General features: G+C 55.9%; 20 protein-coding genes. 8 read left to right on the top strand and 12 right to left on the bottom strand.

The window, feature by feature from the left end:
* Position 1 precedes the first annotated feature (1 nt).
* The 3 genes from AC2FGC_RS10090 to AC2FGC_RS10080 form a co-directional block, all read right to left on the bottom strand.
* Entirely contained in the window at positions 2–1636 is a 1635-nt protein-coding gene (locus tag AC2FGC_RS10090) for an SAM-dependent methyltransferase (protein ID WP_496782235.1), read from the bottom strand.
* Positions 1637–1811: 175 nt separating this feature from the next.
* A complete protein-coding gene (gene ilvA / locus AC2FGC_RS10085; RefSeq protein WP_496782233.1) occupies positions 1812–3038 on the bottom strand; it encodes a threonine ammonia-lyase IlvA in 1227 nt (408 codons plus the stop codon).
* 56 nt (positions 3039–3094) lie between these two features.
* Complete coding sequence (locus AC2FGC_RS10080) at positions 3095–3862, bottom strand: hypothetical protein (RefSeq protein ID WP_496782229.1); 768 nt, start codon at positions 3860–3862, stop codon at positions 3095–3097.
* 139 nt (positions 3863–4001) lie between these two features.
* On the opposite strand from AC2FGC_RS10080, the gene AC2FGC_RS10075 reads away from it, so the two are divergent.
* The 3 genes from AC2FGC_RS10075 (at position 4002) to msrA (ending at position 6429) form a co-directional block, all read left to right on the top strand.
* Positions 4002–5228, top strand: coding sequence for an argininosuccinate synthase (locus AC2FGC_RS10075; protein WP_496726272.1), 1227 nt, complete (start codon positions 4002–4004; stop codon positions 5226–5228).
* Positions 5229–5377: 149 nt separating this feature from the next.
* Positions 5378–5659: an SCP2 sterol-binding domain-containing protein gene (locus AC2FGC_RS10070; RefSeq protein WP_113791154.1), complete on the top strand. Its 282-nt coding sequence runs from the start codon at positions 5378–5380 to the stop codon at positions 5657–5659.
* 98 nt (positions 5660–5757) lie between these two features.
* Entirely contained in the window at positions 5758–6429 is a 672-nt protein-coding gene (gene msrA, locus AC2FGC_RS10065) for a peptide-methionine (S)-S-oxide reductase MsrA (RefSeq protein ID WP_496726273.1), read from the top strand.
* Here msrA and AC2FGC_RS10060 read toward each other — a convergent pair.
* Positions 6426–7298, bottom strand: coding sequence for a ribokinase (locus tag AC2FGC_RS10060; RefSeq protein WP_496726274.1), 873 nt, complete (start codon positions 7296–7298; stop codon positions 6426–6428). The genes msrA and AC2FGC_RS10060 overlap by 4 nt on opposite strands.
* A 3-nt stretch (positions 7299–7301) precedes the next feature.
* Entirely contained in the window at positions 7302–9557 is a 2256-nt protein-coding gene (locus AC2FGC_RS10055) for an NADP-dependent malic enzyme (RefSeq protein WP_472722505.1), read from the bottom strand.
* A 161-nt stretch (positions 9558–9718) separates the two neighbouring features.
* Here AC2FGC_RS10055 and mutS point away from each other — a divergent pair, with 161 nt between their 5' ends.
* On the top strand, positions 9719–12334 hold the full coding sequence (mutS, locus tag AC2FGC_RS10050; protein ID WP_496726316.1) for a DNA mismatch repair protein MutS: 2616 nt from the start codon (positions 9719–9721) through the stop codon (positions 12332–12334).
* A 31-nt stretch (positions 12335–12365) separates the two neighbouring features.
* On the opposite strand, the gene AC2FGC_RS10045 is transcribed toward mutS, so the two are convergent.
* Complete coding sequence (locus AC2FGC_RS10045) at positions 12366–12929, bottom strand: nucleotide exchange factor GrpE (protein WP_496726275.1); 564 nt, start codon at positions 12927–12929, stop codon at positions 12366–12368.
* A 10-nt stretch (positions 12930–12939) separates the two neighbouring features.
* On the bottom strand, positions 12940–14004 hold the full coding sequence (gene hrcA, locus AC2FGC_RS10040) for a heat-inducible transcriptional repressor HrcA (RefSeq protein ID WP_496726276.1): 1065 nt from the start codon (positions 14002–14004) through the stop codon (positions 12940–12942).
* Between the two features lie 112 nt (positions 14005–14116).
* On the opposite strand from hrcA, the gene rph reads away from it, so the two are divergent.
* From rph to AC2FGC_RS10020, 4 genes are read left to right on the top strand one after another with little or no spacing between them, the layout of a single operon-like run.
* On the top strand, positions 14117–14830 hold the full coding sequence (rph, locus tag AC2FGC_RS10035; protein WP_496782224.1) for a ribonuclease PH: 714 nt from the start codon (positions 14117–14119) through the stop codon (positions 14828–14830).
* Positions 14827–15441, top strand: coding sequence for an RdgB/HAM1 family non-canonical purine NTP pyrophosphatase (gene rdgB, locus AC2FGC_RS10030; protein ID WP_496726277.1), 615 nt, complete (start codon positions 14827–14829; stop codon positions 15439–15441). The genes rph and rdgB overlap by 4 nt, the downstream gene beginning before the upstream one ends.
* Positions 15434–16585 carry a radical SAM family heme chaperone HemW gene (gene hemW / locus AC2FGC_RS10025; protein ID WP_496782223.1) on the top strand — a complete coding sequence of 384 codons (1152 nt, stop codon included), beginning with the start codon at positions 15434–15436 and terminating at the stop codon, positions 16583–16585. The genes rdgB and hemW overlap by 8 nt, the downstream gene beginning before the upstream one ends.
* A 3-nt stretch (positions 16586–16588) precedes the next feature.
* Positions 16589–16942, top strand: a complete 354-nt coding sequence (locus tag AC2FGC_RS10020; protein WP_496736601.1) for a YbaN family protein — start codon at positions 16589–16591, stop codon at positions 16940–16942.
* Here the strand turns inward: AC2FGC_RS10020 and AC2FGC_RS10015 are convergent.
* The 5 genes from AC2FGC_RS10015 to mnmE are packed head-to-tail and all read right to left on the bottom strand — an operon-like array spanning position 16932 to position 22423.
* On the bottom strand, positions 16932–17828 hold the full coding sequence (locus AC2FGC_RS10015; RefSeq protein ID WP_496726279.1) for a ParB/RepB/Spo0J family partition protein: 897 nt from the start codon (positions 17826–17828) through the stop codon (positions 16932–16934). The genes AC2FGC_RS10020 and AC2FGC_RS10015 overlap by 11 nt on opposite strands.
* Before the next feature lie 20 nt (positions 17829–17848).
* Positions 17849–18652 carry a ParA family protein gene (locus tag AC2FGC_RS10010; protein ID WP_058279264.1) on the bottom strand — a complete coding sequence of 268 codons (804 nt, stop codon included), beginning with the start codon at positions 18650–18652 and terminating at the stop codon, positions 17849–17851.
* Complete coding sequence (rsmG, locus tag AC2FGC_RS10005) at positions 18645–19259, bottom strand: 16S rRNA (guanine(527)-N(7))-methyltransferase RsmG (RefSeq protein WP_496726280.1); 615 nt, start codon at positions 19257–19259, stop codon at positions 18645–18647. The genes AC2FGC_RS10010 and rsmG overlap by 8 nt, the downstream gene beginning before the upstream one ends.
* Positions 19256–21124 carry a tRNA uridine-5-carboxymethylaminomethyl(34) synthesis enzyme MnmG gene (mnmG, locus tag AC2FGC_RS10000; protein WP_496782221.1) on the bottom strand — a complete coding sequence of 623 codons (1869 nt, stop codon included), beginning with the start codon at positions 21122–21124 and terminating at the stop codon, positions 19256–19258. The genes rsmG and mnmG overlap by 4 nt, the downstream gene beginning before the upstream one ends.
* 12 nt (positions 21125–21136) lie before the next feature.
* Positions 21137–22423, bottom strand: a complete 1287-nt coding sequence (gene mnmE, locus AC2FGC_RS09995; protein WP_496726282.1) for a tRNA uridine-5-carboxymethylaminomethyl(34) synthesis GTPase MnmE — start codon at positions 22421–22423, stop codon at positions 21137–21139.
* Positions 22424–22439: the final 16 nt, after the last annotated feature.

Below are 22439 nucleotides of genomic sequence, written 5' to 3'. Positions count from 1 at the left end.
ATCAGGACTGGGTCAGTTCTGCGCGATGTTGAGGATCTTTTTTTTTTGCTGGGGCAGATTTGACGGCACGCATGAAGGAACGCTCAAGCTGTGTGAAACGATCATATTCATCATTCGTCAGCGTCAAACCAATGCCTTCCAAAACCATTCTTGCGGTGCCAAAAATTCTTGCTTGATTGTATGAAATCTTGGGCGATCCATGCATCATGACCTGCCTGACACCGCGCGCGATCACCCACCCCAATGGAACGTCTTGTTCTGCCCGCCATTCGACATCAATTTGCTTTAGCCCGCTGGGGGTTCTGATGAAATTGAATGGTGTAGCGTCGACATAAGAACCGTCGATGGTCCAGTCCTCACTTGAGTTGCTGTCCGCTGCTTGCGTGCACTGGGCTTTCAGATGCTCTGCCCAAGGCAAAAAACTCCGCCAAAGACGGACAGGACGTGGGGTTCGGTGCATCTGGCGGATAATCTGGCCACCCTCGCTGACGCCTGAAACGTATGGCGCGGAAGAGGTGTCGTGACAAATGGTGTAGGGGCCGACGTCAATTTTCCGGTCCGGCTCTGAGATTGCTGTCGTTTTTTGAACGGATATCTGACCTCTGCGGGGCACAAATGCGGTCTCGCAGGTAAATGCCAGGTGCCGTTTTCCGATGTTATGCGTGAACGCAAGTTTCGTGGCGTGTTTGAATTTCCGAGAGCTTGCAACGATCAGAAACGAGTTGGCGAACTCACCAAGAAGCCCGGCCTTGTTCAGAGTAGAGATGGCAAGACCGTCTGTGAATGCTGGCTCCCACTTTCGGCTGTAGTCGCGTGAACGGGTGCCCAGAAGCAGATCAGAGGAATTGAAGCCAGGAGCAGTAAGGCCGGCCTCGGTAAGCAAAGTCTCACAGACTTTGTAATCTGGAAAAGCGTATTGGAATTCTTGATGTTCAAAACCTTTGTCAGACAGTAGGTTCGCTATTTCCCGCTTACTGAATGTTTCAGCTGAGCCCCCATCATACAAATCGTGGATTCCGTAGTAAGGGCTTCCCACGTGATCTTCTGACGCCCCGTTCCAGTACTTCAAACCAAGCTTGTTCTCGATCGCGATGACCATTTTACCGCCAGGCTTTAGGTGCCGCTTGGCCACTTCCAAATAAGAACCGAACGGGTCATTCTGGTCACCAAACAACGGCGCATACTCCAGCACGCCAATAAAGAGGACCCAATCGAATTTTTTGTCGGACTGAAACTTGGTGAAATTGTCGACATAAAACTCGGCGTTCGGCAGGTCTTCGCAACGTTTTGATGCGGTTCGTGCACGCGAGACCGTTCCTTCGACGGATGTTAGATCCACGCCCTGCTCTGCCAGATACCTGGAAATGGCACCGCAACCGCAACCTAGTTCCAGTACCGACTGGTTTTTCTTGAAGTCCAAGCCTTTGAGAACAAAGTGGCGCTTGGCCGAGAAATGGTATTCCGAAGCCCAATCCGTGATCAATGCGTCGATCTCGGATGAATTTACGGATCGGTCCTTACAGCTTGATACACCATTAAAGAGTCTATCCTCCTTCGCGACACCATCCGAATAGAGGATGTCTGCGGAATCGTTGCGAACCCAAATGTTGTGTTCGGCATCTTGTACGTATGTCATTTTGATCAAGCTATCTGAGGGTGTTGGTGGCTGTACACTATCCGGCAACCGGAGTTGTCTCTAGAGGGAATTTGGACAGAAGCGTTCCCATTCTGTTGACCTGCACCCACGCTGCCAAGCGAACGACGACACCACAAGCCGGCCCGTGATCCAGCCGCCGTGGCGTTTGCGCCCGTCAGATCACGAACTGCGCCAGCGTTTCGTCTTCGGTAATGTCGGTATAGGTAAAGCCCGCATCATCAAGATGCGCGAACAGGCGCACAAAATTCTCAGGCTTTCGCGTTTCGATCCCGATCAGGACAGACCCGAAATTGCGGGCCGATTTTTTCATGTACTCAAAGCGGGCAATATCGTCCTCTGGACCTAGAATGCCCAGGAATTCCTTCAACGCGCCTGGACGTTGTGGCAGGCGGAGGATGAAGTATTTTTTGACACCCGAATACCTCTGCGCCCGTTCCTTAACCTCGGGCAAGCGCTCGAAATCGAAATTGCCGCCCGAGGTGACGCACACCACGGTCTTACCACGAATGAAACTTTGCACGTCGCCGACGGCTTCGACCGCCAGAGCACCCGCAGGTTCCAGTACGATGCCCTCGACGTTCAGCATTTCGATCATGGTGGAACAGATGCGATCTTCGGACAGAACCAAAACGTCGGACAGATGGCGGGATTTCAACAGCTCAAATGGCTTTTCCCCAATCCGACCCACGGCCGCACCGTCGACAAACGTATCCACATGGTCCAAAGCCACCGGATGCCCCGCCGCCAAAGCCGCGCGCAGACAAGCCCCACCCGCCGGCTCCACGAATAGACAATGGGTGCGATCCCCGAACCACGTGGCGACGCCGGACGACATGCCGCCCCCGCCGACCGGTAAAACAACGTGGTCGGGCACGCGGCCCAGCTGTTCCTCGATCTCGACCGCCAGTGAAGCCTGCCCTTCGATCACATCTTCATCGTCGAACGGCGACAGGAAATATCCACCTTGCTGGGCACACCAGTCCTGCGCCGCAGACAGAGTATCGTCAAAATAGTCTCCGGTCAGGTGGATCTCGATATTGTCGCCGCCAAAAATCCGTGTTTTCTGGATTTTCTGCTGAGGCGTCGTCACCGGCATGAAGATAACGCCCTTCACGCCCAGATGCTTACACATGAAGGCCACGCCCTGGGCGTGATTACCTGCGCTGGCGCAGACGAACAGGTCCTGCCCCTGCTGCTTGCGCATGGCATTGAACGCACCGCGAATTTTGTACGATCGTACCGGACTGAGATCCTCGCGCTTTAGCCAGATATCGGCCCCGTAGCGGTCTGACAGATGGGCGTTCCGCTGCAACGGCGTTGCCGGAAACACAGAGCGCATCGCCTGTTCGGCAGCGCGGGCGCGGGTCACGAAATCACTCATGACCCGTTCAGTGGCCTATCCCGACCAAAAGGGCAAGGAATACATATGTGTACGGCTCACGAGAGCTGGCGTCTTTCGATAAAGACGCCGTAGATCGTGGTCAGGATGCTGACATTGATCAATGGGACAACCAGCATGCTGGCAAACAACACGATCAGGACGCCGACTACCGGGACAAAGAGCAACAGCGACGCCAGCAGTTGAAGCAACAACTGGAGGAGTATGGACAAAACGACCAAAAGCGCAATTGCACCGCTGGCGCCCGAAGTTGCCTGCCAAGCCTCAGAAAGTTTTAGTGGTTTTCCGATGGCTGCGCCGGGCAAAATAGGGGATGCCCGATAAAACCCGATGGTGAGAAAGATTACCAAAGCCACCCAGACCAAAATTCCCAACGCTGCTGAAGCTTGCGCCATCATACCCATGACCAGCACCGCCGGTATCATGATTACAAAAGCTATGAGGCAAAGCATGAGAAGACGCCCGAAATAGGCGAGAACTCGGTCGAACCGGAAAGGTGGAACCAACCCGGTCGGGTATTCTTCAAGCAGAACAAACCGGTGCCACGACACGACAATCCAGAGCATAGCCCCAAAGATAACCACCACTAAACACAACAGAAACCCCGCGAAGGAAGCCGCTGTTACGCCTTCAGGGAAGCCGTTCGTTTCACTGTCGAATTCTTCAAAAGGGATGCCGAACAGAAAAAACAATCCGATGACCAGAAGCCCACCGATGAGCGCAGGCACAACTGAAATCTGCAGCGCTTGTTTAAGGTTCCTTAGAACCATTTTCACCGAATGCACCAAAATCTCTAGTCCCAGCACGAAAACCGCCCTCTCAACCAATCCTTGTTCTCTATCCGACCGTTTCACCCCAATTCCGGGCCTGCGTCAATCCACACAGCTTGCCCCCGCGTCCAAAACCCGCTAGGGGCCAGTCGTTCTACGCATAAAGGGAAGTCAGATGTCCGCGCCCAAGAAAGTTGTTCTGGCCTATTCCGGTGGCCTTGATACCTCGATCATTCTGAAATGGCTGCAGACCGAGTATGGCTGTGAGGTTGTGACCTTCACCGCCGATCTGGGTCAAGGTGAGGAACTGGAACCCGCCCGCCAAAAGGCCGAGCTGCTGGGGATCAAACCCGAAAACATCTATATCGAAGACATTCGCGAAGAGTTTGTCCGCGACTTTGTCTTCCCGATGTTCCGCGCCAATGCGCAATACGAAGGCCTTTACCTGCTGGGCACCTCAATCGCGCGTCCGCTAATCTCGAAACGTCTGGTTGAGATTGCCGAGGCAACCGGTGCCGATGCCGTCGCCCACGGCGCGACAGGCAAGGGCAACGATCAGGTGCGCTTTGAACTGGCGGCCTATGCGCTGAACCCCGACATCAAGGTGATCGCGCCTTGGCGTGAGTGGGACCTGACCAGCCGGACCAAGCTGTTGGAATTCGCCGAAGCGAACCAGATCCCGATTGCCAAGGACAAACGTGGCGAGGCGCCCTTCTCGGTCGATGCCAACCTACTGCACACTTCGTCCGAGGGTAAGGTTCTGGAAGACCCCGCCGATATGGCGCCCGATTACGTCTATCAGCGCACCGTCCACCCCGAGGATGCGCCAAACGAGCCGGAATTCATCGAGATCGGCTTTGAAAAAGGCGACGCGGTCAGCATAAATGGCGAGGCTATGAGCCCCGCGACCATCCTGACCAAGCTGAACGAATACGGCGGCAAGCACGGTATTGGGCGTCTTGACCTGGTCGAAGGCCGGTTTGTGGGCATGAAGTCGCGTGGCATCTACGAAACGCCCGGCGGCACCGTCCTGCTGGAAGCACATCGTGGTATCGAATCCATCACCATGGACCGTGGCGCAATGCACCTGAAGGACCAGTTGATGCCGCAATATGCGGAGCTGATCTATAATGGCTTCTGGTACTCGCCTGAGCGTGAGATGTTGCAGGCTGCAATCGACAAGTCGCAGGAACACGTCACCGGCACCGTCCGCGTGAAACTTTACAAAGGTTTGGCCTCGACGGTTGGCCGCTGGTCGGATCATTCGCTCTATTCTGAAGAGCATGTAACCTTTGAAGACGATGCTGGCGCGTATGATCAGAAAGACGCGGCTGGCTTCATCCAGTTGAACGCGTTGCGTCTGAAACTGCTGGCCTCGCGCGAGAAGCGTCTGTCCAAGTAATTCTTGCCATCGCTGCAACGACGAACCCGGTGCCCGAAAGGATGCCGGGTTTTTCTTTGTCTTCGTTGGCCTGTTAGTTCCAGTAGCGTCACCCTTGCCTGCTTTGCCTGTTTGTCTTTACGCAAAGGTCAACGGGGAAAGGACATACCATGCTTCAGGACATCGCCGACGGGATCCAGAAAGGTCTGAACGGCAAGACATTTGACGGCTCTCTCAAGTTCGATTGCGGTGATGACGGGGTGATCGTGCTGATCGACAATCAAGCGACGACGCAAGATCAGGATGCAGACTGCACGATCCGAATTTCACAGGAAAACCTGACCAAGCTGCTGACCGGCAAGCTGAACCCAATGACCGGCGTGGCATTGGGCAAGCTCAAGATCTCGGGCAATATGGGTGTGGCGATGAAGCTGGGGCAACTGCTGGGGTAAGCGCCGATAAACTCGTCTCACCAGCGCGTGACAAACCATGTCAGCGGATTGCAACGGCAGAAAAGTCGGGGCAGCCTGATCTCAGAAGGAGATCTGCCATGACCCGGACCGCATACCTCTGTTTCGTTAAACCGTCGCTTCTGTTTGTTCTGATCACACTGGCCGCGATGCTGCGCGCCCTGCCCGCACCAGCTGCCGGCACCGAAACCCTGACCGTCGCCGGAGGGTGTTTCTGGTGCGTTGAATCCGATTTTGAATCGGTTCCCGGCGTGATTGGCGCCGTATCCGGCTTTACCGGCGGTAAGACAGCCAATCCGACTTATGACCAAGTGACGAAAGGTGGCACCGGACATTACGAGGCTGTTCAGATCACCTTCGACTCTTCGCGGGTTTCCCGTGAAACGCTGCTGAGCATGTTCTTCCGTTCCGTTGATCCAACCGATGCGGGTGGCCAATTCTGTGATCGCGGCAACAGCTATCGCACTGCTGTTTTTGTCTCTAACACAGGCGAAAAGGCGTTGGCGCAGAAAGCCAAAGCCAATGCGCAGCAGGCGCTGGGTCAAACCGTAGTTACCCCCATCTTGAACGCGGGCACCTTTTACCCGGCCGAAGCTTACCATCAGGATTACTATAAGGGCGACAAGCTGGTGCTCACCCGCTTTGGTCCGAAACGCCAGAAAAACGCATACAAAGCCTACCGCAAAGCCTGCGGTCGGGATGCGCGCGTCAAACAGCTCTGGGGTAGCAATGCACCTTTCGCCGGGTCCTAACCGAACCGGGCCTCCAGCACCTCTTTGAGGTCGGGAATAACATCCGCCGTGCCGTGCCGCGTGACCATCAGGGCCGCGGCACGATTTGCTTGTGCAATCGCCTGCGGCATCGGCAACCCGCGGTCCATTCCGGCCAGAACGTAACCGGTGAAGGTATCCCCCGCGCCGGTCGTGTCCACGGCTTTCACCTTGTGTGCCGAAATCTCAAGTGCCTCACCATCCTTGGGTAGGTAGCGCGCGCCTTTAGACCCCAACGTGACCAGTACATGCTTAACAGGCAATTCAGCGACGGATTGACCCGTACTTTCGCGCAGCTGTTCTGCTTCGACCTCATTCAGGATCAGGAAGTCCAGATAAGGCAGCACCGCCTGCACGGCATCAGCCTGAAACGGCGCGGCGGCATAGCAGACGGTCAGTCCAAGATCACGGCCCATGCGGGCGGCCTCGACCTGGGCGTTGGTCTCGTTCTGCATAACCAGCAGATCACCGGGAACAGCCTGCGATAAGGCCTGTCCCAGCTGATCCTGCTCGATGGCGTGGTTTGCGCCGGGATACAGAATGATCTGGTTCTCACCCTGCTTGTCCACCGCAATGATCGCGTGACCTGTAGGCACGTCGACCTCGGCAATGAACCGGGTGTCGACGCCATATTCGGTCATGCGATCCAGGGCCCAGCGCCCGTCCGGCCCAATGCCACCGATATGCGCCACACGCGATCCGGCACGCGCCGCTGCAACGGACATGTTGGCCCCTTTGCCACCCAGAAACCGCTCCAAGTTCGAAGCGGCCAGCGTTTCACCGGCAGTGGGAAGATGCGGCAGGGCATAGACCATGTCCGCATTGATCGAGCCTAGGTTCCAGATCGTCACGGTTTATCCAATATCGCAAGAGGCCAGAATGGCCATGTTCAGAATGTCATTTGCTGTCGAGCCAGTCGAACAGATCTGAATCGGCTTATCGACACCGGTCAGGATAGGGCCAATGACGTTCGCGCCACCCATCTCTTGCATCAGCTTGGTCGAGATCGAGGCCGAATGCCGTGCGGGTACAATCAGGATATTCGCCGGGCCCGTCAGACGCGAGAAGGGATAAGCCTCTTGCTGTTCCACGTTCAGCGCCACATCCACAGTCATCTCGCCATCATATTCGAAATCGACGCCGCGCTTATCCAGAATCTCAGGCGCAACGTGCATTTTCTCAGCCCGTTCAGATACCGGATAGCCGAAGGTGGAAAAGCTGACAAAGGCAACGCGTGGGTCCAGCCCCAAATGCCGCGCGACCGAGGCCGAGCGTTCGGCGATATTGGCCAGATCATGCTCATCCGGCCATTCATGGACCAGCGTGTCACCAATCAGAACGATCTTACCCTTGTGCAACAGCGCCGTTACACCAACGGCCCCATGTTCGGCATCAGCGTCAAACACATGATTGATGCGTTCCAGCACATGTGCCGATTTCCGCGTTGCGCCGGTGACCATGCCATCGGCGTGGCCATGCGCCAACATCAGGCAAGAGAACACATGGCGATCCCGCGCGGCCAGACGATGGATATCTTTGCGATCAAAACCACTGCGCTGCAGACGCTTGTAAAGGAAATCCTTATAGGCTTCGAGATGCGTGGTTGTGGAGGCGTTAATCACCTCCAACTCGCGCACCGCGTCCTCCAGACCGGCGGCTTCCAGCTTTTCCTTCACATCGTCAGGGCGACCAACAACAAGCGCCTTGCCAAAACCCGATCGCTGATACATCACCGCCGCGCGCAAGACGCGTGGATCGTCGCCTTCGGCAAAGATCATCCGGCTTTGCGCCTGACGTGCACGGGCGTTCAGGCCGCGCAGGATGCTGGCGGTCGGGTCCATGCGGGATTTCAGGCTCAGCTCATAGGCGTCCATGTCAATGATCGGGCGGCGGGCTGCTCCGGTGTCCATCCCCGCCCTGGCAACGGCAGGCGGAATACGGTGGATCAGGCGTGGGTCAAACGGCGTCGGGATAATGTAATCCCGGCCAAAGGTCAGAGATTTGCCATAGGCCATGGCAACCTCATCCGGCACATCCTCGCGCGCCAGATTGGCCAGCGCATGGGCACAGGCGATCTTCATCTCGTCATTGATAGCGCGGGCGTGAATGTCCAGCGCGCCGCGGAACAGGTAAGGGAAGCCCAGAACGTTGTTCACCTGGTTCGGATAATCGCTGCGCCCGGTGGCGACGATGGCATCAACACGAACCTCATGCGCCTCTTCTGGCGTAATCTCCGGGTCCGGGTTCGCCATGGCGAAAATCACCGGATTGTCTGCCATGCTGGCAACCATATCCTGGGTCACTGCCCCTTTGACCGACACACCAAGGAATACGTCCGCGCCCTTCATCGCCTCTTCCAATGTGCGCAACTCGGTGGTGATCGCGTGGGCCGATTTCCACTGGTTCATGCCTTCGGTTCGGCCTTGGTAGATCACGCCCTTGGTGTCGCAGACGATGCAGTTCTCGTGTTTTGCGCCCATCGACTTGAGCAGCTCGATACAGGCGATACCCGCCGCACCCGCGCCGTTCAGCACGATTTTCACGTCTTCGATCTTTTTGCCCGAGATACGCAGCGCATTCAGCAGACCCGCCGCACAGATCACCGCCGTGCCGTGTTGGTCGTCGTGGAAGACGGGGATGTCCATCTCTTCCTTCAGGCGCTGTTCGATGATGAAACACTCGGGCGCCTTGATGTCTTCCAGGTTGATACCGCCAAAGGTCGGTCCCATCAGACGCACAGCGCGGCAGAATTCGTCCGGGTCTTCGGTATCCAGTTCGATATCGATCGAGTTCACATCAGCGAACCGTTTGAACAGGACTGATTTCCCCTCCATCACCGGCTTCGAACCCAGCGCGCCAAGATTACCAAGGCCCAGAACGGCAGTACCGTTTGAGATCACCGCAACCAGATTGCCTTTGTTGGTGTAATCATAGGCGGTTTCCGGATTTTCCGCGATGGCTTCACATGGAACCGCCACACCAGGGCTGTAGGCCAGCGACAGATCGCGTTGCGTCGTCATGGGTACGGTGGCCTGAACCTCCCACTTGCCGGGTGTCGGGTCGAGGTGAAAGGCCAGCGCCTCTTCTTTGGTGATCTTCGCTTTGGGCATGTGATGGGTCGTTTCTTTACATCTGCGGGACTTTTGCCTCATAGCGCAGGCAGGCGCGCGCCTCAACGAGAATACTTTTCACCTTTCGCCGAGATGGGTGGATTTGTAAGGTCGCGACCGGAATACGCCAAAAGGGGTCAGCCTTGTCCACAGTCACGCCGATGATGGCGCAATATCTCGAAATCAAAGAGGCGCATGCCGATGCCTTGCTGTTTTACCGCATGGGCGACTTTTACGAGATGTTCTTTCAGGACGCCGTCAACGCCGCCGAAGCGCTGGACATCGCCTTAACCAAGCGCGGAAAGCATAACGACACCGACATTCCGATGTGCGGCGTGCCCGTCCATGCGGCCGAGGGGTATCTGCTGACGCTGATCCGGAAAGGGTTTCGCGTGGCTGTCTGCGAACAGATGGAAAGCCCGGCTGAAGCAAAGAAAAGAGGCTCTAAATCGGTCGTAAAGCGCGATGTTGTGCGCCTTGTTACGCCTGGCACGTTGACCGAAGATGCCCTGCTTGAGGCTCGCCGCCACAACTTCCTGGCCGCCTATGCCGAGGTTCGCGATGAGGCCGCGCTGGCTTGGGCCGATATCTCAACTGGGGCGTTTCACGTGATGCCTTTGACCTCAGTGCGCCTCAGTCCCGAACTGGCCCGGTTGGCACCATCCGAGTTGATCGTGGCCGATGGTGTGCAGGACAAACTGAACGAACCCGTTATGGATCTGGGTATCTCACTGACCCCAATCGGGCGGGCCAGCTTCGACAGCACTGCGGCGGAAAAGCGCATCTGCAGGCTGTTTCATGTGGGCGCACTGGACGCGTTTGGCAGTTTCGGCCGGGCTGAGATTTCGGCCATGGGTGCGTTGATCGACTATCTGGAAATCACGCAAAAAGGCAAACTGCCGCTTCTGCAAACCCCACTGAAAGAATCCGAGGACCGAGTCGTTCAGATCGACGCTGCCACACGGCGCAATCTGGAACTGACCCGATCCCTGTCCGGTGGCCGCGCTGGTTCGCTGCTGTCTGTGATGGATCGCACCGTCACACCGGGTGGTGCACGACTGTTGGACCAGCGGCTTTCCAGCCCATCCCGCAATCTGGACGTCATCCATGGGCGGCTGGATGCTGTAACTTTTGCGGCCGAAGACAGCTTGATCACATCAGACCTGCGTGAGGCTTTGCGCAAGACCCCGGATCTGGACCGGGCGCTGTCCCGACTGTCACTGGATCGGGGTGGCCCGCGGGATCTGACCGCCATTCGCAACGGCCTGACACAGGCCGCCGCAATCGCTGAACTCTGCGCGGGTCAAGACCTGCCGGTTCTTCTGGCCACTGCCCTTCAAAATCTGGTCGGATTTGACGACCTACTGAACCTGCTTGACGAAGCGCTTGTGGCCGAACCCCCATTGCTGGCCCGAGACGGCGGGTTCATCGCCCCGGGTTATGATGCCGAACTGGACGAAGCCCGCACCCTACGCGACGAAGGTCGTTCCGTCATTGCCGGGTTTCAGCAGAAATATGCGGAACACACCGGCATCACGTCACTGAAGATCAAGCATAACAATGTGCTGGGCTATTTCATCGAAACAACGGCTACCCATGCCGAGAAAATGCTGAATCCTCCATTTTCTGAGACCTATATCCACCGCCAAACAACCGCCAACCAAGTCCGGTTCACGACAGTGGAGCTGTCCGAGATCGAGACCCGCATTCTAAACGCCGGAAACTTGGCGCTAGAGATAGAAAAACGGCTCTATGCAAGGCTTTCTAGCGAAATTCTGGATAAGGCCGCACGGCTCAACCAAGCAGCGCGCGGTTTGGCTGAACTGGATCTGACCACTGCTCTGGCCGATCTGGCGCGTGGTGAAAACTGGTGTCGCCCGCAAGTTGATGCCTCACGCGCGTTCGATGTTCAGGGCGGAAGACACCCGGTGGTCGAACAGGCATTGCGCCAGCAAAACGGCGACGCCTTCATCGCCAATGACTGCGATCTCAGTGCTGATAAAGGCGCGGCGATCTGGCTGCTGACAGGTCCCAACATGGCCGGTAAATCGACCTTCCTACGCCAGAATGCCCTGATTGCCCTGCTTGCCCAGATGGGCAGTTACGTGCCTGCGGAACAGGCGCATGTCGGGCTAGTCAGCCAACTGTTCAGCCGCGTCGGAGCGTCGGATGATTTGGCCCGCGGACGCTCGACCTTTATGGTCGAAATGGTCGAAACCGCCGCCATCCTCAATCAGGCTGATGACCGCGCTCTCGTTATTCTTGATGAAATAGGTCGCGGCACGGCCACCTATGATGGCCTGTCCATCGCCTGGGCCACGCTGGAACATCTGCACGCCTCCAACAAATGCCGGGCCCTGTTCGCAACCCATTACCATGAACTCACCGCACTTGCCGGCAAACTGGAAGGCGTAGAAAACGCCACCGTTGCCGTCAAAGAATGGGGGGGCGAAGTGATCTTCCTGCACGAAGTTCACAAGGGCGCGGCCGACAGGTCCTATGGTGTTCAGGTCGCTCAATTAGCCGGGCTACCCACATCAGTGGTCGAACGGGCCCGTATAGTTCTGGATCAGTTGGAAAAAACCGAACGCGAAGGCGGCAAGCAAAAGACATTGATTGACGACCTGCCTTTGTTTTCCGCCGCACCACCTCCACCGCCTCCGGCACCCAAAGCGTCACCCATCACCGACATGCTTGACGACATCCTGCCGGACGAACTGACCCCGCGTGAAGCCCTAGACCTGCTCTACAAACTAAAAGAGGCGGCCAGAACCTGACCGCCTCGTTATTCGTATGAACTGAAATCGCTCAGCTTGCAGGGGTTGAAGACACCCCAACCTGCGCAGGGCGCAGCAAGCGGTCATGCAGCATGAAGCCTTCGGCTGAAACCTGAATGATGTCACCGGCGCGGGTGCCCGGCACCGGAGCCTCAAACATCGCTTCATGCACGTTGGGATCAAACCGGTCGCCAACTTCGGGCGTGATCACTTCGATCCCATGCTTCTGGAACACGTCTTTCAGCGCGCGCATGGTCAGTTCGACGCCTTCCAGAAGGGGTCCCGCCACTTCTTTCTGCTCATCGGTCGCGGCTTCAAGCGCACGTTTCATGTTGTCGTAAACCGGCAGCATGTCACGGGCCAGCTTCGATCCGCCATATTGTTCGGCATCGCGGCGCGCTCTGTCGCCACGCTTGCGCGCGTTTTCTGCATCCGCCAGCGCGCGCATGAACTTGTCCTTGAAATCGTCTCGCTCAGCACGCAGCGCATCAATTTCCAGCGCTTCTTCACTGATTTCGGCAAATTCCTCGGCCAGTTCTTCCGCCTCAGCGGTTGCGATATCGTCCAGAAATTCTTCGTTCTTGGGCTCTGCCATCTCTTACCCTCTAGCTCCGGTCGGAAATCAGTTTGCCGACCAGTTGCGCCGTATAGTCCACGATCGGTACAATCCGTCCATAGTTCAGACGAGTGGGTCCGATGACCCCAACCGCACCAATTATCTTTCGATCAGCGTTCATATATGGAGACACCACCAAAGAGGAACCCGAAAGTGAGAAAAGTTTGTTCTCAGAGCCGATAAAAATGCGCACACCCTCGCCTTCTTCGGTCAATTCGAGGAATTCAGCAATGTCTTGCTTTCGCTCCAGGTCGTCAAACAACGTTCGGATTCGGTCCAATTCCTCGGCTTCGCCTGGCTCCCCCAGCAGATTCGCCCGCCCGCGCACGATCAAACGGGCCGAGTCGGTCCCATCCCCATCCCAAGCGGCCATGCCGCTTTCGACCATCTCGCGCGCTAAAATATCAATTTCCTGCCTGCGCGCGGTAATCTGGGTCTGCATCTGACGCAGTACTTCGCTGAGCGTTCGTCCTTCGATCAGGGAATTCAGAAAGTTCGCCGCCTCTCGCATCGAACTGGGTGTCTGGCCCGGCGGAGGCGTAAATAGACGGTTTTCCACATGCCCATCCGCAAAGACCAGAACCACCAAAGCGCGGTCATGGGCCAGCGAGACGAACTCAATATGCTTGATCTCAGACTCTTGCTTTGGGGTCAGAACCAGCGATGCGCCATGTGTCACGTGTGACAAGGCCGAACCAACTCGGTCCAGCATCCCGCCCACATCACCCGCGTTAGAGCCTAATGTCTCATCCAACTTCTGCCGATCGTCTACACCAAGATCACCCACTTCCAGCAACCCATCGACAAACATCCGCAACCCCTGCTGCGTTGGAATCCGCCCCGCACTGACATGAGGGCTGTCGAGCAGACCCAGAAACTCCAGATCCTGCATGACGTTTCGCACGGTCGCCGCGCTGACCTTTTCCGACAACGTGCGCGTCAGCGTGCGACTTCCAACCGGTTCGCCACTGTCCAGATAGCTCTCGACGATCAACCGGAACACCTCGCGTGACCGGTCATTCATTTCGTCCAGAACTCTACTTGCTTTGCTCATCGGCAATCCTCTGCTGGATCGGCATTAAATCGCAGACATCTGAAAGGTCAATCGGGGTTGCATCCTAAGGCACGGGGACGTTATCCCCAACCCAGCAAACAAAGGATTTTCCATGCGACCCTCAGGACGTGATTTAAACGAAATGCGCGCCGTTTCAATCGAGACGGGCTTTACCAAACATGCCGAAGGTTCCTGCCTGATCAAAATGGGCGACACCCATGTTCTGTGCACCGCCACGATCGAGGATCGCGTGCCACCGTTCATCAAAGGCTCGGGCCTGGGTTGGGTCACTGCCGAATACGGCATGCTGCCCCGTGCAACCAACACCCGCATGCGGCGCGAGGCGGCCTCGGGCAAGCAAGGTGGTCGCACCGTGGAAATCCAGCGGCTGATCGGTCGCGCCCTGCGCGCCGGTGTGGATCGGGTTGCACTGGGCGAACGTCAGATCACGGTGGATTGCGATGTAATTCAGGCCGATGGCGGCACCCGTTGCGCCTCGATCACCGGTGGTTGGGTCGCGCTGCATCTGGCGGTGAACAAACTGATGAAGGCTGGCGACGTGATTTCTGACCCGCTGGTCGATCCGGTAGCAGCGGTCTCTTGTGGCATCTATGCCGGTCAGCCGGTGCTGGATTTGGATTACCCCGAAGACAGCGAAGCTGGCGTCGACGGAAACTTTATCATGACCGGATCAGGCAAGCTGATCGAAGTGCAGATGAGCGCCGAAGGCTCAGTCTTTAGCCGCGCCCAGATGGATCAACTGATGGATCTGGCCGAAAAAGGCGTCGGTGAACTGGCCGCAGCGCAAAAGGCAGCCACCGCATGACCCGCAAGTTCGACGGCGACAGGCTGCTGGTGGCCACGCACAACAAAGGCAAGCTTGAGGAGATGACCCATCTGCTTGAGGCCTTCGGCGTGAAGGTTGTTGGCGCGGCAGAGATGAACCTGCCGGAACCGGAAGAGACCGAAGAAACGTTCGTCGGTAACGCCCGGATCAAGGCCCATGCGGCGGCACAAGCTACCGGCCTGCCTGCCCTGTCGGACGATTCCGGGATCACCATTGACGCGCTGGACGGCGCGCCCGGTGTCTACACCGCCGATTGGGCAGAAACCGGCAATGGCCGCGATTTCCTGATGGCGATGACCCGCGCACATGATGAACTTGAGGCCGCACAGGCGCCTCATCCACGCACAGCACAATTTCGCTGCACGCTGGTTCTGGCCTGGCCTGATGGTCACGACGAAGTGTTTGAGGGTGTCATGCCCGGTCAGCTTGTCTGGCCCATCCGTGGCGAAAACGGCTTCGGCTATGACCCGATGTTCCAACCGGACGGGCACGATGTGACCTGTGCAGAAATGGTTCCGGAGGAAAAACACAAAATCAGCCATCGCGGACGCGCCGTAAACGCCTTTGTTCAAGGCTGTTTCGGTGGATGACTGGCGGCATGGAGGCTTCGGCCTCTATGTGCACTGGCCTTTTTGTGAGGCTAAGTGCCCCTATTGCGATTTTAACAGCCATGTTTCGAGAAATATTGAACAAAAACAATGGCTTATATCTTATTTAGCTGAACTGCACCGCTCGGCATCTGAAACCCCTGACCGGGTTTTGAACACAATCTTCTTTGGCGGCGGCACGCCGTCCCTTATGGCACCAGAAACGGTGGCGGCCATTATCGACGAGGCGCGCAAGCTTTGGCGCCCTGCAAATGACATGGAAGTCACGCTTGAGGCCAACCCCGGATCGGTCGAGGCAGGCCGGTTTGCCGCCTATCGCGATGCAGGCGTGAACCGAGTTTCCATGGGCGTTCAGGCCCTGAATGACGAAGACCTGCGTCGACTGGGCCGCATCCACACGGCCGCCGAAGCCCGCGCAGCATTTGATATCGCCCGCAACTGTTTCGACCGGGTCAGCTTTGACATGATTTATGCGCGTCAACATCAAACCCCGGATTCCTGGCAAGCGGAGCTGACTGAGGCACTGTCGATGGCTATCGACCACCTGTCGCTCTATCAACTGACGATCGAGGAAGGCACCGCCTTTGGGGACCGCTATGCAGTCGGCAAGCTGCGTGGACTGCCCGAGGACGACCACGCCGCCGATATGTATCTTGCCACGCAAGAGATATGCGAAGCCCACGGGCTGCCCGCCTATGAGGTTTCCAACCATGCCCGTCCGGGGGCAGAATCCCGGCACAACTTGATCTATTGGCGTTACGGAGATTACGTCGGTGTCGGCCCCGGCGCGCACGGGCGTATTACGCTGGACGGCCAGAAGATAGCGACAGAGACCTATCTGTCACCCAACGCCTGGCTCAGTGCTGTTGAAAAAGGAAACGGCGAGAAAGAAAGATCATTGCTATCTACGCAAGATCAGGCAAGTGAATACCTTATGATGGGCATGAGAATTGCCGAAGGACTAGATGTTGAACGCTTCAATGCGCTTTCCGATCTCACACTGCCAGAAAACAAACTGAGAGACCTAGAAGAGCTGGGTATGATACACCGGTCAAACGGCCGATTGATCGCCACTAAAGATGGTCGCGCAGTCCTGAATGCGGTCATCCGAGAGTTATTGGGATAAACGATGCAGTACCTCTGGGCCGCAATGGGATTGATCTGCGTCGGGCTTGCTGTTGTCGGCATTGTATTGCCCCTACTTCCAACAGTCCCGTTTCTGTTGCTGGCCGCGTTCTTTTTTGCCCGATCTTCCTCCCGACTGCACACTTGGCTGGTCAGTCATGGAACCTTCGGGCCGATGATCTTGGATTGGCAACGCTCGGGCGCCATTCGTCCGGCCGCAAAAAAGGCGGCCACCCTATCGGTTGCCGCCGTTTTTGGATTGTCTGTGATTCTTGCACTTCCAAGCCACGTCCTGATCATTCAGGCAGTCGTCCTCAGCGGCGTTATGATTTTTATCTGGACCCGCCCTAACGGCTGAGCTTGGCGCACAGATCGTCCAATTGATCGAGGTTTTCGTAGGTCAGCACGACCTGCCCCGCTTCCGATCCCGCTTTGTGGTTGATGGCCACTTTCATCGCCAGAATGGCCGAAAGATCCTTCTCCAACGCGCGTGTATCCGCATCCTTGCCAGCATTCAGGTTTCTGGACCGCGGCGCCGCCTGAGGAGCATCCCCCTGCTGTTGTTTTTTCACCAGCGCTTCGGTCGCACGCACGCTTAGCCCATCCTTGACGACGATCTTCGCCAGCTCAGAGGGGTCTTCAGCTGTGATCAGCGCCCGGGCATGACCGGCAGACAGTTTTCCTTCAACAACAAGCTTCTGAACGTCCATAGGCAACGACAGCAAACGTAAAAGGTTCGCAATATGGCTGCGGCTTTTACCCAATGCTTCGGCCAGTTTTTCCTGTGTATGGCCAAAACGGTCCATCAACTGCTTGTAACCCGCGGCCTCTTCAACAGCGTTCAGGTCTGCGCGTTGAATATTCTCGATAATGGCGACTTCCAGAACTTCGGTGTCGTCAAAATCCCGCACGATAACCGGGATATCATGCAGCTGCGCCATCTGAGCCGCACGCCAGCGGCGTTCGCCTGCCACGATTTCATAGTCGCCGCCACGAACCTCACGCACGATCAGCGGCTGAATGATGCCCTTTTCTTTGACCGAGGCCGCAAGTTCATCCAATCGCTCTTGCTGAAAGGTTCTGCGTGGCTGGTTCGGGTTCGCTCGCAGTTTTTCAATCGGGACTTTCATATCCGGACGGCGCGGGTCTGAGGGCATAAGCCCCCCGGTATCCTGCGTCACATCCGCCATCAAAGCGGAAAGTCCCCGGCCCAAACCTCTGGGTTTTGTTTTTTTGGCGGCCACGGTGCCCTCCTCACTGTCGCTTAGGCGGCGACTTTCTTATTCTTGTGCATGACTTCGCGGGCCAAATGCCGATAAGCCATCGCCCCCAGCGATCCCGAGTCGTATTGCAACACAGGCAACGCGTAAGACGGAGCCTCGCTGACCCGCACATTTCTGGGTATCTTGGTTTTAAATACCATCTCACCCAGATTGTCACGCGCGTCTTTTTCGACCTGGCGGGACAAGTTGTTGCGGTTGTCATACATAGTCAACACAACACCTTCGATTCTAAGGTCCGGATTCGCGGTCTGGCGCACCTCTCGGATGGTCAGCATTAGTTGTGACAATCCTTCCAATGCAAAGAACTCACTCTGCAACGGCACCAGGACAGAATGTGCAGCGACCATAGCGTTGACAGTCAGAAGATTTAGCGAAGGCGGGCAGTCGATTAGCACAAAATCTAGGTCAAACTTGTCGATTGCGGTTTGACGCAGCGCGTCATGCAACAGATAGCTGCGTTTTTCATTGGATATCAGCTCAATATCTGCCGAGCTTAGATCAACCGTCGCCGGGACAACAAACAACCCCTCGATTTCGGTTTCCTGAACAACCGCCTCCAAAGGGGCATCATCCAATATCAGATCATACGTCGTCCAATCCCGATCTTCGACCCCCAATCCGGTGGATGCGTTCCCCTGAGGATCAAGATCAACAACCAGCACTTTGCATCCAGCCTCGGCCAGACCGGCCGCAAGGTTGATCGCTGTTGTGGTTTTCCCAACCCCGCCCTTCTGATTGGCTACCGCAATAATCCGGGGCCCTGAGGGACGAGACAAATCAACCACGTGATACTCCTTTGATTTTAAGGATAACGGCCTGAGGCTCAGTTAAACTTGTAATCGGGTCAACGTCGAAATTCCATTCTTCCTGCGCCTCTTCCAGCTCTTTTTTCCACCTTTCGCCTTTCGGCAACAGCGCCAGCCCCTTTTTGCTCAAATGTCTGTTGCAAAAGGACAATAGCGTAGGAAGATCGGCGAGGGCCCGCGCAGAAAGGATATCTGCGCTCAACGGTTCAACCACTTCGATTCGCTTGGAAATAACGGTGCATTTCGCGCCGCATTCACGTGCTACATTGCGCAGAAAGGCAGACTTTCGTTGGTCGCTTTCTATGAACATGAACTGGGCATCTGGTGCGTCTTCAATGGCCATTATGGCACATACCATCCCGGGGAACCCGCCTCCGCTACCTAAATCTACCCAGTTTTCGAATGGCCCTGCGCATCTATAGACTTGTACGGAATCCTTTATGTGTCGAACCCAGATGTCATCCAAGCTTTTCCGTGAAACAAGATTGATTTTCGGGTTCCACCGCTTAACAAGCTCCACATAGGCTGTGAGACGCTCAAATGTTTCACGTGAAACATCCAAATCATCAATAGTGGTCCCATTCATACCTTGCGGACCTTCTGATCGCGGCGAAGCTTAGCCAACAACAGCGTCAGCGCCGCAGGAGTAACCCCTTCAACGCGCCCCGCCTGCGCAATGTTCTCTGGCTTTGCATTTGAAAGCTTTTGCTTCATTTCAGAAGATAGCCCTTCCATCGCAAAATAGTCGAAACCCCGTGGAATCTCATATGATTCATCGCGTTTCATCGCCTCAACATCTTTTTGTTGCCGGGCAATGTAGTTTGTGTACAAAGCGTCCCGCTCTACTTGTAGACGGATTTCCTCCTCAACACTCTCAATCTCGGGCATCAGGGGAACAAGATCACCAAAGTGAACATCCGGGAACGCCAGAATAGCCATCCCGTCCCTGCGGTTTCCATCTTGATTGACATTGATACCAGCCGCTCGAACTTCTTTTGGAGTAAAGGTTTTTTCTGTCAGCTGGGATTTTGCGGCGGACAACCTCTCCATCTTATTTGAAAATATGCCGCTCCGCTTACCGCCAACACAGCCGATATCCAACCCAATTGGCGTAAGGCGCTGGTCTGCATTATCCGCACGTAGTGATAAACGGAATTCTGCGCGTGACGTGAACATCCGATAAGGTTCCACAACACCGCGTGTTGTCAGGTCGTCGATCATCACGCCGATATAACTGTCAGCACGTGTAAAATGCAGCGGTTCCCGGTCAAGCACCTTTAGCGCAGCATTCAACCCCGCAACCAAGCCTTGCGCAGCTGCCTCCTCATATCCTGTGGTTCCGTTTATTTGCCCTGCTAGATATAGTCCTTCGACATCTGGTAGCGCGAGAGTCGATGTCAAAACACGCGGATCCACATAGTCATACTCGATCGCATAACCAGGTTGCAGGATCTCTGCTGCTTCAAGACCTTTGATTGACCGCACATACTCAAGCTGTACATCCTGCGGTAGAGAGGTCGAAATCCCGTTTGGATAGATTGTGTGATCATCGACGCCTTCGGGTTCCAGGAAAATCTGATGTGATTCCTTATCTGCAAAGCGTACGATCTTATCCTCGATGGATGGGCAATACCTGGGGCCCACCCCATCAATATGTCCGCCATACATCGCTGATCGAGACAAGTTTTTTTCAATGATTTCGTGCGTCCGTGCGTTTGTATGCGTGATTCCGCAAGAAATCTGAGGTGCAATCACCTTTGTTGACAGGAATGAAAACAAGGTTGGGTCATCATCCCCGTCTTGTTGTTCCAGATCACTCCAATCAATCGTCCGGCCATCCAGCCTCGGCGGTGTTCCTGTTTTCAAACGCCCCAGGGGTAGCTCGAAACTGTCGAGCCGTTCTGCCAATTTGACTGACGGGCGATCACCCATACGACCGCCGGGCCGAGATACATCACCAATATGAATGACACCGCGCAAGAAGGTTCCGGACGTCAGGATAACCGTTCTACTCTTGATTTCAGAACCGTCGGCCAGTTTCACACCTGAAACTTGGTTCCCGTCCATCAGGAAATCGACAACTTCCCCGGTAACGACGAAAAGATCTGTCTGTTTTTCCGTCTCTTTCTGCATGGCCGCGCGGTACAGCGCACGATCTGCCTGTGTTCTGGGACCTTGAACGGCTGGTCCTTTGCGTCGATTAAGCAAGCGGAATTGAATGCCGGCCTGATCGGCAACACGTCCCATGACACCATCCAGGGCATCAATTTCACGGACCAAATGGCCTTTACCCAGCCCACCAATTGCCGGGTTACAAGACATGACGCCTATATCTGACGCGGACAATGTGACCAGTGCTGTCTTGACACCCATACGCGCTGCTGCATGAGCTGCTTCTGTACCCGCATGGCCTGCGCCAATTACAATCACGTCGAAATCTGAATGTTTCACGTGAAACACTCCTTACTTACCCAGGCAGAAACTCGAGAAGATCTCATCCAAAAGGTCTTCAACACCGATTCTGCCAACCAAGGTTTCTAGGGCACGGATCGCCGTGCGTAATTCTTCTGATGCGATATCATACAAGTCTGGACCCGATTCCAGAACCGCCATAGCAGAACTCAGGGATTCCCGCGATTTGATCAAGGCAACCCGGTGCCTTTCCCGCGTCGCAATACCACTACTTGTAGTTCGGGTACTAAGCACATCCGAAATCTGGGAAATGAGTTGATCAATACCCTGCCCTGTTTTTCCGGATATTCCACCTTCGGATGGATCTCGAAGATCAGATTTCGGCAAAACCAGTATATCGCCATTCATCATCTGAACACCCAGGTCCTTCGGGTCATCTGTCAGAAACACACGCAAATCAGCTGAATCCGCCCGCTTTCTAGCCAGTTCAATTCCCAGGCTTTCGACGTGATCCTCAGTTTCCCGCAATCCTGCGGTGTCCAGCAATGTGACCGGAAGTCCTGCAAGATCCATTCGAACCTCGATTACATCGCGAGTAGTTCCGGCATACTCCGAAGTAATCGCCGCCTCACGCCCTGCCAGTGCATTTAACAAGGTTGATTTTCCGGCATTCGGAAGACCAACAATCGCGACTTCAAACCCCGTTCGAATGCGCTCTGCAATCTGTACGCCATCTGCTTCACGTTGCAGATCAGCCATGACATCCTTCACAAGGGATTTTACCTCAGGTGTAACGTCTGTTGGAACATCCTCATCCGCGAAATCAATGACGGCTTCCAGCAAGGATGCAGCACGGATCAGATCGCGTCGCCACCGTTCCGCCAATACACCCAAATCACCAGCCAGAATAGTTTGCGCTTGTTTGCGTTGCGCCTCGGTTTCCGCATCAATCAGATCAGCAAGACCTTCGACCTGTGTCAGGTCCATCTTGCCGTTTTCCAGCGCGCGTCGGGTGAACTCACCAGGCTCCGCCAGTCGCAGCCCGTCCATATCGGAAAGGCACCGCATCACTGCGTTAACCGAAGCGGTGCTACCATGGATCTGCAGTTCAGCCACGTCTTCGCCGGTAAAACTGGCCGGGGCTTGAAAGGTCAGAACCAGCCCGTCATCCAACCGTGCGCCATCCGCAGCATATAACGACCGGACTCGCATGCCACGAAATGGCAACGGACTTCCAGTTAAGCTGGCAGCTGCGGAATGCGCGTGTGGTCCCGAGAGGCGGATGACCGCCACCCCGGCTTTGCCTTGCGCGCTGGCCAAGGCGAATATCGTATCCATTCGAAGGCCTCGCGTC

The organism is Ruegeria sp. CDSC054, from assembly GCF_059610645.1.
The sequence above is the reverse complement of the archived record's forward strand: the minus strand, read 5'-3'. Positions and strand labels throughout refer to the sequence as shown.

Excerpts from the sequence above, each read along its gene's own strand:
- AC2FGC_RS10020 (WP_496736601.1), top strand. The coding sequence starts at position 16,589 with ATGCAGTACCTCTGGGCCGCAATGGGATTGATCTGCGTCGGGCTTGCT.
- AC2FGC_RS10070 (WP_113791154.1), top strand. The coding sequence starts at position 5,378 with ATGCTTCAGGACATCGCCGACGGGATCCAGAAAGGTCTGAACGGCAAG.
- hrcA (WP_496726276.1), bottom strand. The coding sequence starts at position 14,004 with ATGAGCAAAGCAAGTAGAGTTCTGGACGAAATGAATGACCGGTCACGC.
- rph (WP_496782224.1), top strand. The coding sequence starts at position 14,117 with ATGCGACCCTCAGGACGTGATTTAAACGAAATGCGCGCCGTTTCAATC.
- msrA (WP_496726273.1), top strand. The coding sequence starts at position 5,758 with ATGACCCGGACCGCATACCTCTGTTTCGTTAAACCGTCGCTTCTGTTT.
- AC2FGC_RS10075 (WP_496726272.1), top strand. The coding sequence starts at position 4,002 with ATGTCCGCGCCCAAGAAAGTTGTTCTGGCCTATTCCGGTGGCCTTGAT.
- AC2FGC_RS10055 (WP_472722505.1), bottom strand. The coding sequence starts at position 9,557 with ATGCCCAAAGCGAAGATCACCAAAGAAGAGGCGCTGGCCTTTCACCTC.
- ilvA (WP_496782233.1), bottom strand. The coding sequence starts at position 3,038 with ATGAGTGATTTCGTGACCCGCGCCCGCGCTGCCGAACAGGCGATGCGC.
- AC2FGC_RS10045 (WP_496726275.1), bottom strand. The coding sequence starts at position 12,929 with ATGGCAGAGCCCAAGAACGAAGAATTTCTGGACGATATCGCAACCGCT.
- mutS (WP_496726316.1), top strand. The coding sequence starts at position 9,719 with ATGATGGCGCAATATCTCGAAATCAAAGAGGCGCATGCCGATGCCTTG.
- rdgB (WP_496726277.1), top strand. The coding sequence starts at position 14,827 with ATGACCCGCAAGTTCGACGGCGACAGGCTGCTGGTGGCCACGCACAAC.
- rsmG (WP_496726280.1), bottom strand. The coding sequence starts at position 19,259 with ATGAATGGGACCACTATTGATGATTTGGATGTTTCACGTGAAACATTT.
- AC2FGC_RS10090 (WP_496782235.1), bottom strand. The coding sequence starts at position 1,636 with ATGACATACGTACAAGATGCCGAACACAACATTTGGGTTCGCAACGAT.
- mnmE (WP_496726282.1), bottom strand. The coding sequence starts at position 22,423 with ATGGATACGATATTCGCCTTGGCCAGCGCGCAAGGCAAAGCCGGGGTG.